Here is a 13,360-nt window from a genome sequence, read left to right as displayed (position 1 = left end):
CACCACGTTCAGAACCAGAGTGACGCAATGCTCAGGAAGGCGAAAAACCCGACCACATCGGTGATCGTCGTGACGAACGGTCCCGACGATACGGCGGGATCGACCTTAAGTCGATCAAGTATCAACGGAATCATGATGCCGCCCAGCGCCGCCGCCAGAAGATTGATGATCATCGCAAGCGCAATCACGAAGCCGAGATCGGCGATGCCGAAGCGCGCGAACACCACGGCAGCCATGATCACCGCGAAGACCACGCCGTTGAACAGGCCGACCAGCAGCTCGCGGGCGATGACGCGCCGGGCGTTGCTGGGGCGCAGCTCGCGCGTCGCCAGCGCCCGCACCGCGACCGTCATGGTCTGGGTGGCGGCGTTGCCGCCCTGGCTGGCGACGATCGGCATCAGCACCGCCAGCGCCACCATGCGCTGCAGTTCGCCCTCGAACATCGCGATGACGAAGGAGGCGAGGTTCGCGGCGATCAGGTTGAACAGCAGCCAGGAGAAGCGGCTCTTGGCGATGTACCAGAAGCTGTCCGACAGCTCCTCGTCGCCGGCCACGCCGCCCAGCGCCTTCAGGTCCTCGTCCGCCTCCTCCTGGATGACGTCGACGATGTCGTCGATGGTCAGCACGCCGACCAGCCGCTCGCCCTCGTCCACCACCGGCGCGGAAATGAGATTGTAGCGCTCGAAGATGCGCGCCACGTCCTCCTGGTCGTCGGTGGCGCGGACCACGTGCCGGTCGGGCATCACCACATCGCCCAGCTTCACGCCCCGCTTGGTGCGCAGCAGCCGGTCGAGCGGCACCGAGCCGCTGAGCCGATAGCTGGGATCGACGACGAAGACCTCGAAGAAGATCTCCGGCAGCCCCTCCGTCTCCCCGATGTAGTCGAGCGCCTGCCCCACCGTCCAGAACGGCGGCAGGGCGATGAACTCGGTCTGCATGCGCCGGCCGGCGCTCTCCTCGGGATAGTCGAGGCTGCGCTGCAGCGCGGCCCGCTCCGGGATCGGCAGGCTGGCGAGGATCTCCTGCTTGTCGGCGTCGTCGAGGTCTTCGAGGATGTAGACCGCGTCGTCGGAATCGAGGTCTCGCACGCCCTCGACGACCGTCTGCGTCGGCAGCTCCTCGAGGATCTGCACGCGCACCGTCTCGTCGAGCTCGGTGAGCGCGGTGAAGTCGAAGTCGCTGCCCAGCAGCTCGATGAGCTGGGGCCGGTCCGCCGCCGGCAGCGCCTCCAGCAGATGGGCGACGTCGGTCTCGTGCAGGTCGGAGACGATCGCCTTGAGCGCGTCGACGTCGCGCGTCTCGATGGCGCCAAGTACCGCCTCGACGAAGCCGGGCGTCTCGGTCGGGTCCGCGTCATGTTCCGGCCCGCGCGGCGGGACGGCGAGATCGGTCTCTTCGCGCATGCCGCTCTCCGGCGCTGGGGTGAGGACGGGCTCGGGATTTCCGAACCAAGGACTTGATATTGCTTCTAATCAAGCTGTTCTTAATGAAGCGTCGGCGGGATGCACAATTTCGGCCGGCCGGTCCCGGTTCCGCGCATTCGCCCGGCATATTGCGCCGCAACGAGGCATCGTCATGACACAGCTCCGCGCCACCCGCCTCGCCATCCGTGGACGTGTTCAGGGCGTCGGCTACCGTGTGTGGCTGGCGCGCGAGGCGGAGCGGCGGAGCCTCGGCGGCTGGGTGCGCAACCGCGCCGACGGAAGCGTCGAGGCGCTGGTCTTCGCCGCTCCCTCCGAGCTCGCGGACTTCATCGCCGCCTGCCGCCGCGGCCCGCCGGCGGCGTCCGTCACCGAGGTGGCGGTCGGCGAGGAAAGCCTGCCGGCCTCCGAGGGCTTCGACGATTTCACGGTGTGGCCGACAGCCTAGGGGCTCTTCGAACGAACCGGGCTCCGGCTCACGTGAACACGCTAGTCCGCGTTCTGCGCCCGGTGCACCTGGCTGAAGTCGTTAACCAGCCGGCGCGCCAGCCAGACGATGCGCTCGAACAGCACGGTCATGTGGAACAGCGCGTTCTGCACCTCGGGCGCGATGTCCTGCTGCGAGGACAGGCGCTGGCGCAGCTCTTCCATCAGGTGGTCGCGGTGGCCGAGCAGGCTCAGCACCATGTCGGGCTCGTCGGCGCCGAGGCTTTCCGCGTGCTCGGCGACGGCGCCGAGCAGCAAATGCAGCGCCTCGGTCAGCCGTTGCGCCGTCGGCAGGCCCCGCGCGGTCGCGGCGGCCTCGGTGAACTCCGCCACCGCCTCGTGCAGCGCCGCGACATTCGTCGCGCCGTCGTCGAGCAGCAGCGCCACGGCCACCTCGTCGCGCGCCGGCTGCGCATCGAGCAGCGAGGCGAGATAGGCTTTCACCGTCGCGGAGAGGGTCGCCCCCGCCCCGCGCAGCACCGCCGCCGGCGGCGTCTTCGGGTCGCCGCCTTCGCGGACACGGTCGAGCAGCAGCGGCAGCCGTCCGCTCAGCCGCGCCAGCTCGCGCGTGGTCAGGTCGAGCGCCGCCGCCGGATCGTCGAGCGATTCACGCATCAGGAAGGCCGGCTGGGAGAGCGTCTCGGCGACGTTCATCGGCAGCAGGCGCGCCACTGTCCGGCGCGTCGCGCCCTCCAGCAGCGCGGCGATGATGGAGCCCCCGACCTGCGCCGCCAGGAAGATCAGCGCCAGCTCCGCACCCACGTCCTGCGCCGAGCCGAGCACCTGCTCCACGTAGTCCGGCCGATAGGCGGCGAAGACGGCGAGCGCCGCCAGCAGCACCGAGCCGCCGAGCTTCTGCACCACCTGCAGGCTGAAGACCACGCGGCCGGTGCTGGTCTCGCCGGGAATGAGCACCGCGTTGTTGATCGTGCCCGCCGCGTTGGCGCCGGCGATGAGCGGCAGCGCCGCCCCGAAGTCGAGCAGCCCCGTCCCCACCGCCGCCACGGCCAGCGCGGCCGCCACCGAGGAGGACTGCGCGAGCATCGAGAAGCCGGCGCCGATCAGCGCCAGCAGCCAGGGATTGGCGACCGCCGCGTCCCACCAGGGGTGGTGCATCAGCGCCTCGCGCATCGGCCCCACGGCGATGGAGACGAGATGCATGCCGAACAGCAGCAGCGCCGCGCCCAGCGCGGCTTCCAGCGCGTTGCGCATGCGGTCGCCGCGCACGAGCCGGAAATAGGTGACGAAGCCGACCACGCCGATGACGATGCCGGCCGCCGTCGAGGTGTCGATGGCGACGATCAGCGGCAGCAGCGCGGTGCCGACATTCGCCCAGGTCGGCGCCATCAGCGCCGGGCCGTCGGTCAGCACGCCGCCGCGCACGAAGGAGACGATGATCCACGAGACCGCCGTCGAGCTCTGCGTCACCATGCCGGCCAGCGTGCCGTTGATGGCGGTGCTCACCGGCCCACGCAGCGCCCGCGCGAAGGCGGCGCGCGCCCGGCGCCCGACCAGCGGCACGAGGTTGGCGGAAAGCCCGCGGACACCGATGAAGAAGAGCCCCAGTCCGCTCAGCAACAGGGCGATCGTCGCCATAACGCTCGACTACTCTTTGCCCGCGCCGGAAGCGGCGGGCTCGTTCGGATGGAAGGACGGTTGGCCGGCTAAGCCCCTGCGGGCCGAAGCAAGCGGCATACCGTTCTGCGACTGTTGGATGACAGAAGGGTGACATCCGCCCGCCAAGGCGAACTCACTCCCCGGTTCCGAGCAGCGCCCGGATTTTCTCGAGCAGGCGCGGCAGCTCCACCGGCTTGGTGTCGAAGTCGTCGCAGCCCGCCGCCATGGCGTCCTCGCGGTCCTGCGCCATGGCATGGGCGGTCAGCGCGATCACCGGGATGCCGGCGGTCGAGGGATCGGCCTTCACCCGCCGCGTCGCCTCCCAGCCGTCGAGCACCGGCAGGCTCATGTCCATCAGGATCAGCGACGGGCGCTGCGACAGAGCGAGGTCGACGCCCTCCTGCCCGTTCACCGCCACCACGACCTCGAAGCCGTTGCGCGACAGCCGCCGGGTGAGCATGTCGCGGTTCATCTCGTTGTCTTCGACCAGCAGGATCTTCGCCATCGCCGTCTCTCTCAGTGGGACCGGGCGCCGGGAGCGCCCTTCGGGGCCGCCCCCTTGCCGGCGATGTGCGCCAGCGCCGCCCCCAGCGTGCCGATGGGCTGCGCGCTCTTGTTGAGGATCAGCAGCGTGTTGCGGGCGAGGAAGTCGCGCTCGTCCTCCGTCAGTTCCTTGGCGGTCAGCACCACGATGGGCAGCTCGGCGAATTCCGGCGCCGCCCTCACCTTCTCCAGGAAGGCGAAGCCGTCCATGCCGGGCATCATCAGGTCGAGCAGCACCAGCGACGGCATCTCGTGGGCGCCCAGCCAGTCGAGCGCCTCCTGCCCGCCGCCGGCCTCCGCCACCGCGAGCCCGGCATCCTCGATGGTGGTGCGCACCAGCGTGCGCACCAGCGGGTCGTCGTCCACCACCAGCACCACGCCCTTCTCCTCGCCGGGGGCGAATTTGTGGATCAGCGCGATGAGCCGCTGCCGGTCGATCGGCTTGGTCATGTATTCCGCCGCGCCGAGCGAATAGCCGAGGTTCCGGTCGTCGACGATGGTCAGCATGATGACCGGGATATGCTCCAGCTCCGGCTCCGACTTCATGATGCCGAGCACCGACCAGCCGTCGATCTTCGGCATCATCACGTCGAGCGTCACGATGTCCGGCGGATCCTTGCGCATCATGTTGAGCGCCTCGATGCCGTCGCGCACGTGCCGCAGCACATAGCCTTCCTTGCCGAGCGTCGCGGCCAGCACCTCGTGCACGGCCGGGTCGTCGTCGACCACCAGCACGGTGATCGCGCCCGGCTGCGCCGGCGCGCCGGGATCGGCGATCTCGACCTCCTCCAGCTCCGCGGAGGCGACCGGACGCGTCTCGACCGGCAGCTCGATGGTGAAGGTCGAGCCCTTGCCCGGCTCGCTCCGCACCTCGATGGTGCCGCCCAGCATGGCGACGAAATGCTTGGTGATGGTGAGCCCGAGGCCGGTGCCGCCGAAATTGCGCGTGGTGGAGGAATCCGCCTGGGTGAACGCCTGGAACAGCCGGCCCAGCTGTTCCTCGGACATGCCGATGCCGCTGTCCGCGACGTCGAAACGTATCGCCCCCGCCCCGTCCGGCAGCGTGTCGCGCGACAGGCGCAGCGTCACCGTGCCTTCCTTGGTGAACTTCGCCGCGTTGCTCAGCAGGTTGATCAGGCTCTGCTTCAGCTTGGTCAGGTCGGTGCGCAGCGTGCCGATGTCGATCGGGCAGTCGATGACGAGCTGGTTGGCGTTCTTCTGCATCATCGGGGCGACGATGGTCTTCACCTCGTCCACCATCCGGCTCAGGAACACCTGCTCCAGATAGACGTCCATCCGCCCGGCCTCGATCTTCGACAGGTCGAGGATGTCGTTGATCAACCCCAGCAGGTGCTTGCCGGCCGCCTGGATCTTGTCGAGGTCGGCGACCATCGCCTCGTCGCCATTGTCGGCGGCGTCCTCGGAAAGGATCTCGCTGTAGCCGATGATGGCGTTGAGCGGCGTGCGCAGCTCGTGGCTCATATTGGCGAGGAAGGCCGACTTCACCTGGCTGGCCGATTCCGCCGCCTCCTTCGCCTCGCGCAGCTGCTGCTCCATGCGCACGCGGTCGCTGATGTCGACGAAGGTGGCGATCACCGCCGGGGCGCCGCGGAAATCCAGCCCCTCATGCGAGACCATCGTGCAGATCGTGCTGCCGTCGGTGCGCGGCAGGTAGAACTCCTGCCGCTCGCTCGACGGCGTCAGCAGGATGTCCACCAGCTCCCGCCCCTTGTCGGGGTCGGCGAACAGGGTCGGGATCGGCTGGCCCACCAGCTCCGCCGCCTCGCGGCCGATCATCCGGCCGAAGCAGCCGTTGGAATGGCGGGCCACATGCTGCCCGGCATCCATGATGAGCAGGCCGATCGGCGCCGCCGCGTCGATGGCGCGAAGCTGCTCCTCGTCCTCGCGCAGCTTCATCTCGGCCAGCTTGCGCTCGGTGATGTCGGTGTAGATGGCGATGAAGCCGCCGCCCGGCACCGGATCGCGCCGCACCTCGAGGATCGTCCCGTCCGGGCGGGTGCGCTCGAAGGAATGCGCGGTCGTCAGCTGCGCGAGGCGCTGGGCGAGCGCCGTCTCGATGTCGATATCGCCGAACTCGCCGCGCTCGCCGAGATAGCGGATGTAGTCGGAGAAGGTGTGCTCGGTGCCGAGGAACTCGTCCGGCATGTCGAGATATTCGCGGAAAAGCTGGTTCCACGTCACCAGCCGGTGCTGCGCGTCGTACATGGCGACGCCCTGGGACATGTTCTCCAGCGTCGCGCGCAGCAGGGTCGCCTCCCGGCTGTCGTCCGTCATGTCCGCCGCCCCGTCCTTGGCCATTCCGCCCTCTTTCATCTCTGGAGCCTTTCATCGTTTCACGGAGGCGATGAAAGGCTCCAGTTTTTTGAATTGCCGCATTTCCCTCACGCGAACCGGTGTCCGCTTCGCTCGAAAAATGCTCTAGCCCACCCCCGGCGGCTCCAGCGTCAGCAGCAGCGCCGCCATGTCGTCGAACGCCGGCAGCCCCGCCTCGAAGGCCCGCACCTCGGCGGCCAGGCGGTGCAGCGGCCGCGCCTCGCCATCCGAGAGACCGGCGAGGAAGTCGCCCACCCGCTCCTCGCTGAACAGCACGCCGTCATGGTCGTGCGCCTCGGTCAAGCCGTCCGTGACCACCAATAGCCGCTCGCCCGCCGCCAGCGTGGCCGAGGCGGCGCGATAGGGAAAGTCCTCCGCGACGCCCAGCGCCGGCCCGCCCGGCCCGCCGAGCCGCGAAACGGCGCCGTCCGCCGCGCGCCGGTAGGGCGGCACATGGCCGGCGCGCACGAAGGCAAGGTCGCCGCTGGTCACGTCCAGCGTCGCCAGCAGCAGCGTCACGAACATGCAGGACGTGTTGCCGCGCACCAGCGCGTCGTTCACCAGCCCCGCCGCCCGCGCCGGGTCGTCGAACAGCTCGGCCGCGTCCGGCCGCGCGGCGAGCGCGCGGAACATGGCGTGGGTGCGCGCCATCATCAGCGCCGCCGCCGCCCCCTTGTCGGAGACGTCGCCGATCACCAGCACCATGTGCGTGTCGCCAATCGGGAAATAGTCGACCAGATCGCCGCCGACCTCCTTGGCCGGCTCCAGCAGCGCGTCGATGCTCAGCCCGCGCCCGGCCACCGTGCCCGCGAAGGCCGGCGGCACCAGCGAGAGCTGCAGCGTGCGCGCCTCGGCGAGCTCGATATGCTTGCGCATCAGCTCGTCGCGCGTGCGGTCGCGCAGCGCCTTCTTCTCCAGCGTGGCGAGCACGCGGGCGCGCAGCAGCGTCGGATTGAACGGCTTGAAGATGAAATCGTCGGCGCCCAGCTCGATGCAGCGCACCACCGGGTTGATCTCGTTCAGCGCCGAGACCACGATGACCGGCAGGTCGTTGATCCGCCCATCGGCGCGCAGCTGGTCGAGCACGCCGAAGCCGTCGAGTTCCGGCATCATGATGTCGAGCAGCACGAGGTCGTAGGGCGTCTGGGCGATGGCGGCGAGCGCCTCGTGCCCGTTGGCCGCCTCGTCGATGCGGGAGAAGCCGAGCCGCTTCAGCCGGCGCATCAGCAGGTCCCGGTTCTCCGCGACATCGTCGACCACCAGAATCGCTGCGTTCTGGTCCGTCATGATCCCGCTTCCACCGCGCTCCGCCGGCCGACACCTGCGCCGGCACGCGCGGAATATCCACGCAAAGCATCCGCTTAGCAACGGCGGCCGGAAGTTGCCGACGATTATTTCATGACAAATATTGCATGCATCGCCGGCTCTCGCAGGGGCATGGCAATGCGCGTCCCGGCATCCTAAATAGAAGAAAGGGAGGCGCGAATTACCGATGAAGACCGTCACAGCGGCCACGCTGGCGCTGATGCTGGGCGTGGCGGGTTCCGCCGCCCTCGCGCAGACCCCGATGCAGCCGGAGCGCTACATGCCCCCACGCACCAATTCCGTCCGGCCCAACAGCCAGAACCTGATGCAGGGTCCGTCCTACTGGACGCCGCAGCAGCGCCGGCTGAACGTGCCCGGCGCCGACAACAATCCCAGCCTGCGCCGCGAGACCGCCCCCTACCCGCCGCAGCCGATCCCCCCCGACGCCCCGGCCCGCCCGGCCGAGACGCCGGACAAGCCGAAGGGCTGAGCGCCGAAACAGCGCTGCCGGCCTCGGCTACGATCGGAGACGGCTCACAACGTCCCCTCTCGCTGGGCCGTCATCCCCGGGCTTGTCCCGGGGATCGATGTCTTGCATCGGGTACGAAGCCCGGAGACGTGCATGGCCGGGCCAAGCCCGGCCATGGCGCCGCCTAGGCTGTCGCCGTGAACATCCGCACCCAGTCCCGCTGCCGGCTCAGTCCCGCTGCAAGTCCGGCGGGCTTGCCTCGGCCACCAGCGAGGCCAGCGCCTCGTCAAGCGTCAGCGCGGTCTGGTTCTGCGAGCCGAGCCGGCGGATCGAGACGGTGCGCTCAGCGGCCTCCTTGCGGCCGACCACCAGCAGCGCCGGCACCTTGGCCAGCGAGTGCTCGCGCACCTTGTAGTTGATCTTCTCGTTGCGCAGGTCCAGCTCGACGCGCAGCCCCATCTTCCGGGCCGCCGCGACGATCTCCTCGGCGTATTCGTCGCCCTCGGAGGTGATGGTCGCCACCACCGCCTGCACCGGCGCCAGCCACAGCGGGAAATGGCCGGCGAAGTGCTCGATGAGGATGCCGGTGAAGCGCTCCATCGAGCCGCAGATGGCGCGGTGGATCATCACCGGCGTCTTCTTCTGGCCGTCGGCGTCGACATAGAAGGCGCCGAAGCGCTCCGGCAGGTTGAAGTCGACCTGCGTCGTGCCGCACTGCCATTCGCGGCCGATGGCGTCGCGCAGCGTGTACTCGAACTTCGGCCCGTAGAAGGCGCCCTCGCCCGGCAGGATGCCGGTCTTGATGCGCCCGCCCGACTGCTGCTCGATCGTCTCCAGCACGCGGGTCATCACCTCTTCCGCGTGGTCCCACACCGCGTCCGAGCCGACGCGCTTGTCGGGCCGCGTGGAGAGCTTCACCACGATCTCCTCGAAGCCGAAATCGGCGTAGGTGGAGAGGATCAGCTCGTTGATCTTCAGGCACTCCGCCGCCATCTGCTCCTCGGTGCAGAAGATGTGGGCGTCGTCCTGGGTGAAGCCGCGCACGCGCATCAGCCCGTGCAGCGCGCCGGAGGGCTCGTAGCGGTGCACGGCGCCGAATTCGGCGAGGCGCATGGGCAGGTCGCGGTAGCTCTTCAGCCCGTGCTTGAAGATCTGCACATGGCCGGGGCAGTTCATCGGCTTCAGCGCGTAGACCCGGTCATTGTCCTCGGTGTCGCCGGCCGGCTGCACCTTGAACATGTTGTCCTTGTACCAGCCCCAGTGGCCGGAGGTCTCCCACAGCGACTTGTCGAGCACCTGCGGGGCGTTGACCTCGCTGTAATCCGCCGCAAGCCGCCGGCGCATATAGGCGACGAGGTTCTGGAACAGGTTCCAGCCCTTCGGATGCCAGAACACGACGCCCGGCCCTTCCTCCTGGAAGTGGAAGAGGTCCATCTCCCGGCCGAGCCGGCGGTGGTCGCGCTTCTCCGCCTCCTCCAGCTGGTGGATATAGGCGTCGAGCTCCTCCCTGGTGCGCCAGGCGGTGCCGTAGATGCGGGTCAGCATCGGGTTGTTGGCATCGCCGCGCCAATAGGCGCCGGCCACCTTCATCAGCTTGAAGGCGTCGCCCACCTTGCCGACGCTCGGCATGTGCGGGCCGCGGCAGAGGTCGAACCACTCGCCCTGCTTGTAGATCTTGATCTTCTGATCGGCGGGAATCGCATCGACCAGCTCGACCTTGAACGCCTCGCCCTTCTCGGCGAAGACGCGCTTGGCCTCGTCGCGCTCCCACACCTCCTTGGTGAAGGGCGCGTCGCGGGCGATGATCTCGCGCATCTTCTTCTCGATGGCGACGAAATCGTCCTGGTTGAACGGCTCGTTGCGGAAGAAGTCGTAATAGAAGCCGTTCTCGATCACCGGGCCGATGGTCACCTGGGTGCCCGGCCACAGCGTCTGCACCGCCTCCGCCAGCACATGCGCGGCGTCGTGGCGGATGAGTTCCAGCGCCTCCGGGCTCTCGCGGGTGACGAGCTCGAACCGGGCGTCGTGGGTGATGGGATCGGAAAGGTCGCTCAGCGTGCCGTCGAGCTTCATCGCCAGCGACTTCTTGGCCAGCGACTTGGCGATGGAGGCGGCGACCTCGGTGCCCGTGGTGCCGGAGGCATAGGCTCGGACGGCGCCATCGGGGAAGGTGAGATTGATCTCGGACATAGGCTTTTCTCCTGCCCACTCCTGCGAACCACGCAGGTAGGCTTGTTTGATTTTAGCTAGCCAAAGCTAAGTCACTACTGACTAACTTTTTTCAGCCGCATCCTCCCTTCCGGGGGTGCGGGCGTAGCGCCACGGCATATACCACGCGCCGTCCTTGGGCAATTCGACCGGCACCGCCTCGTAGCCCGATCCTCCCCAGGGGTGGCAGCGGCACACGCGCCCCGCCGCCATCCAGCCGCCGGCCCAGGCGCCGTGCGTCTCGATGGCCTCCTCGGCGAATTCCGAGCAGGTCGGGAGATAGCGGCATTGGCGGCCCATGAAGGCGGAAAAGCTGTAGCGGTAGAGCAGGATAGGCGCCTTGAGCGCCAGCCGAGGCAGGCGCGCGGCGAAGGCCGCGACGCTGCCCGATGGACCCTTCCCGCTCATGCCCGCCCACCCCTAACCGGGAACCGGCGCGACGCCCGGGCGTTTTCCGACCGGCCGGCCGGATGTGTCTCCGGCGCAATCACGGGGAGGTCGCCATGTGGCGCGCAAGCGAAATGTCGACGTGGCGCGCGAGCGGAATGTCGATGGCGATGCTGGTCGCGGCGGGCCTCCTCGGCGCGCCCCTGCCCCTCGCCGCCCAGCAACCGGCCCCGGCTCCGGCGCCCGCCGCGAACCCCGGCAAACCGGCTCCCGAAGCCCTGCCTTCCGGCAGCCACACCCCGCCCGGCCCGAACGACGGCACGCAGCCCGACGAATCCGCCGCCCAGTCGCCGGATGTCGATCCCGACATGCAGCGCGTCGCCGCCTGCAAGGCGGAGGCGCTGAAGAAGCTCAAGCAGCGCTCGCCCTCGGTCGACGACATCCATATCGACATAGACGGCCTCACCATCGCGCAGGCCGACGCCAAGCTCGGCGACACCCCGGTGAAGGGCGTGATCATGGGCGAGGCCTATATCCAACGCGACCGCTCCGATTCCGCGAACCGCTTCCTCTGCCTCACCGGCGAGAAGGGTGAGGTGCTGTTCACCTTCTTCACCGAGCGGTGAGCGTGCACCTACTCCGCGGCCTGTCCGGCGCGGGCCTCGATCTGGTCCACCGCGTCGACCACCGCGTCGAAGGTCAGCAGCGTGGAGGCGTGGCGCGCCTTGTAGTCGCGCACCGGCTCCAGCACGGCGAGCTCGGCCCAGCGGCCGTCCGGCGGCGGGCCGTTCTCCTTGAGCATCCGGCGCATCGCCTCGCGCACCTCGCGCAGTTCCTGCGCCGTCGAGCCGACGACGAGGCTGCCCATCACCGAGGAGGACGCCTGCCCGAGCGCGCAGGCCCGCACCTCATGGGCGAAGTCGGCCACCACGCCGTCGCGCAGGACGAGGTCGATGGTGACGGTGGAACCGCAAAGTTTGGAATGCGCCGTTGCCGACGCATCGGGCGAGGCAAGCCGTCCGAGGCGTGGTATGTCGGCGGCCAGTTCAAGTATGCGGCGGTTGTAGACCTCGTTCAGCATGCTCAGTCCGTCCGTCCGGGCCCGTTCCAACGTGCAAAGGCGCCCTGTGCCTGCATTGCAGCCAGCCCGCTCTCGCCTATATAGGAGCGGTCGTCGGCTTGTGAAAGCAACCGGATGTCTCTTCCGGCGCTTGCGCAGGGCGGCTATGGTCGAAATGCGTCCCTGAACCGTGACGGGTGACGGCACGTATGGCGAGTTGGACCGGTGACACTTCGGCGCCCGGTAAAAAATGCGCCGTCGAACGGAGTTCGTCATGGATGCCGTGCTTAAGTCGCTGATGCGTAGTGCCCAGAACGAGATCGAGGCGTCCGCCGCCCGCCGCCCCTCGCGTGAGGACGCCGAGGCCGCCGTGCGCACGCTCATCGCCTGGGCCGGCGACGATCCGAGCCGCGAGGGCCTGCTCGACACCCCCAAGCGCGTCGTGCGCGCCTATGAGGAGCTGTACAGCGGCTACCGCGCCGACCCGGAAAGCATCCTCGACCGCACCTTCGGCGAAATCGGCAATTTCGACGACATGGTGCTGGTGCGCGACATCGAGTTCTATTCGCACTGCGAGCACCACATGGTGCCGTTCGTCGGCAAGGCGCATGTCGCCTATTTCCCCGTCGAGCGCGTGGTCGGCCTGTCGAAGATCGCCCGCATCGTCGATCTGTTCGCCCGCCGCCTGCAGACGCAGGAGCACCTGACCTCGCAGATCGTCACCGCCATGGACGAGATCCTGAAGCCGCGCGGCGTCGCCGTGCTGCTGGAGGCCGAGCACATGTGCATGGCCATGCGCGGCGTGCGCAAGCAGGGCGCCTCCACCGTCACCACCCAGTTCACCGGCGTGTTCCGCGACGACCCGCAGGAGCAGGTTCGCTTCATGAGCCTGCTGCGCGGCATGCGTCCGTGACGCGGCGCCCGGTGACTTTGCACACCCGATTGCCGTGACCGATCCCCTCTTCGCCCCGCGAGGCAGCAAGGCCGAGATCGAGGAAGGCGACCGCCTGTCCCCGAAGTTCGACGCCGACGGCCTCATCACCGCCGTCACGGTCGACGCCGACGACGGCGCCGTGCTGATGGTCGCGCACATGAATGCCGAGGCGCTGGCCCTCACCATCGAGACCGGCGAGGCGCATTATTTCAGCCGCTCGCGCGGGCGGCTCTGGAAGAAGGGCGAGGAGAGCGGCCACGTCCAGAAGCTGGTCGAGCTCAGCGTCGACTGCGACCAGGACGCCGTGGTGCTGCGCGTGCGCATGCCGGAGCTCGGCCCGGGCATCCCCGGCGCCGCCTGCCACACCGGCCACCGCTCCTGCTTCTTCCGCTCGGTGCCCCTCGGCGCCGCCCCGCCCGCCGAACTGAAGCTCAGCGTCAACGACGCCGGCAAGCTGTTCGATCCGGCGAAGGTCTACGGCACGCCGAAGAAGACCGACACGCCCCGCTTCTGAGGCGTGCGCGGCCTGAACCTCGCTTCCGAGGGCGCGGCCCGAAGTAGCTCTTTCCGTCCCTCTCCCGTGGGGGGAGGTGGCC

Annotated in this window: 13 protein-coding genes; 5 read left to right on the top strand and 8 right to left on the bottom strand. The window is 68.7% G+C overall.

What is annotated here, in order from left to right; translation table 11 throughout:
* Positions 1–8 precede the first annotated feature (8 nt).
* The gene (gene mgtE / locus FO470_RS10040; RefSeq protein WP_144342772.1) at positions 9–1,403 is read right to left on the bottom strand and encodes a magnesium transporter; all 1,395 of its coding nucleotides are present in this window, start codon (positions 1,401–1,403) and stop codon (positions 9–11) included.
* 172 nt (positions 1,404–1,575) lie between these two features.
* On the opposite strand from mgtE, the gene FO470_RS10035 reads away from it, so the two are divergent.
* On the top strand, positions 1,576–1,869 hold the full coding sequence (locus FO470_RS10035; protein ID WP_144342771.1) for an acylphosphatase: 294 nt from the start codon (positions 1,576–1,578) through the stop codon (positions 1,867–1,869).
* Positions 1,870–1,910: 41 nt separating this feature from the next.
* Here the strand turns inward: FO470_RS10035 and FO470_RS10030 are convergent, their stop codons facing one another.
* The 4 genes from FO470_RS10030 to FO470_RS10015 form a co-directional block, all read right to left on the bottom strand.
* The gene (locus FO470_RS10030) at positions 1,911–3,503 is read right to left on the bottom strand and encodes a Na/Pi cotransporter family protein (RefSeq protein WP_144342770.1); all 1,593 of its coding nucleotides are present in this window, start codon (positions 3,501–3,503) and stop codon (positions 1,911–1,913) included.
* 154 nt (positions 3,504–3,657) lie between these two features.
* Positions 3,658–4,029: a response regulator gene (locus FO470_RS10025; RefSeq protein WP_144342769.1), complete on the bottom strand. Its 372-nt coding sequence runs from the start codon at positions 4,027–4,029 to the stop codon at positions 3,658–3,660.
* Positions 4,030–4,040: 11 nt separating this feature from the next.
* Positions 4,041–6,386 carry a response regulator gene (locus FO470_RS10020; RefSeq protein WP_246659540.1) on the bottom strand — a complete coding sequence of 782 codons (2,346 nt, stop codon included), beginning with the start codon at positions 6,384–6,386 and terminating at the stop codon, positions 4,041–4,043.
* A 120-nt stretch (positions 6,387–6,506) separates the two neighbouring features.
* Positions 6,507–7,688: a PP2C family protein-serine/threonine phosphatase gene (locus FO470_RS10015; protein WP_144342768.1), complete on the bottom strand. Its 1,182-nt coding sequence runs from the start codon at positions 7,686–7,688 to the stop codon at positions 6,507–6,509.
* A gap of 205 nt (positions 7,689–7,893) precedes the next feature.
* Here FO470_RS10015 and FO470_RS10010 point away from each other — a divergent pair, with 205 nt between their 5' ends.
* Entirely contained in the window at positions 7,894–8,196 is a 303-nt protein-coding gene (locus FO470_RS10010; RefSeq protein ID WP_144342767.1) for a hypothetical protein, read from the top strand.
* Positions 8,197–8,403: 207 nt separating this feature from the next.
* Here the strand turns inward: FO470_RS10010 and thrS are convergent, their stop codons facing one another.
* Positions 8,404–10,365, bottom strand: coding sequence for a threonine--tRNA ligase (thrS, locus tag FO470_RS10005; protein ID WP_144342766.1), 1,962 nt, complete (start codon positions 10,363–10,365; stop codon positions 8,404–8,406).
* Positions 10,366–10,446: 81 nt separating this feature from the next.
* Positions 10,447–10,791 (bottom strand): membrane protein insertion efficiency factor YidD, encoded by a 345-nt coding sequence (yidD, locus tag FO470_RS10000; RefSeq protein WP_144342765.1) that lies wholly within the window; start codon positions 10,789–10,791, stop codon positions 10,447–10,449.
* A 143-nt stretch (positions 10,792–10,934) separates the two neighbouring features.
* On the opposite strand from yidD, the gene FO470_RS09995 reads away from it, so the two are divergent.
* Complete coding sequence (locus tag FO470_RS09995; protein WP_246659539.1) at positions 10,935–11,396, top strand: hypothetical protein; 462 nt, start codon at positions 10,935–10,937, stop codon at positions 11,394–11,396.
* 8 nt (positions 11,397–11,404) lie between these two features.
* Here the strand turns inward: FO470_RS09995 and FO470_RS09990 are convergent, their stop codons facing one another.
* Positions 11,405–11,851 carry an iron-sulfur cluster assembly scaffold protein gene (locus FO470_RS09990; RefSeq protein ID WP_144342764.1) on the bottom strand — a complete coding sequence of 149 codons (447 nt, stop codon included), beginning with the start codon at positions 11,849–11,851 and terminating at the stop codon, positions 11,405–11,407.
* Positions 11,852–12,104: 253 nt separating this feature from the next.
* On the opposite strand from FO470_RS09990, the gene folE reads away from it, so the two are divergent.
* Both folE and hisI read left to right on the top strand, forming a co-directional pair.
* Positions 12,105–12,743 carry a GTP cyclohydrolase I FolE gene (folE, locus tag FO470_RS09985; RefSeq protein ID WP_144342763.1) on the top strand — a complete coding sequence of 213 codons (639 nt, stop codon included), beginning with the start codon at positions 12,105–12,107 and terminating at the stop codon, positions 12,741–12,743.
* A gap of 34 nt (positions 12,744–12,777) precedes the next feature.
* Positions 12,778–13,278, top strand: a complete 501-nt coding sequence (gene hisI / locus FO470_RS09980; protein ID WP_144342762.1) for a phosphoribosyl-AMP cyclohydrolase — start codon at positions 12,778–12,780, stop codon at positions 13,276–13,278.
* The last annotated feature ends 82 nt before the right edge of the window (positions 13,279–13,360 follow it).

Source organism: Ancylobacter moscoviensis (assembly GCF_007559435.1).
Classification (GTDB): Bacteria; Pseudomonadota; Alphaproteobacteria; order Rhizobiales; family Xanthobacteraceae; genus Ancylobacter; species Ancylobacter moscoviensis.
The sequence above is the reverse complement of the archived record's forward strand: the minus strand, read 5'-3'. Positions and strand labels throughout refer to the sequence as shown.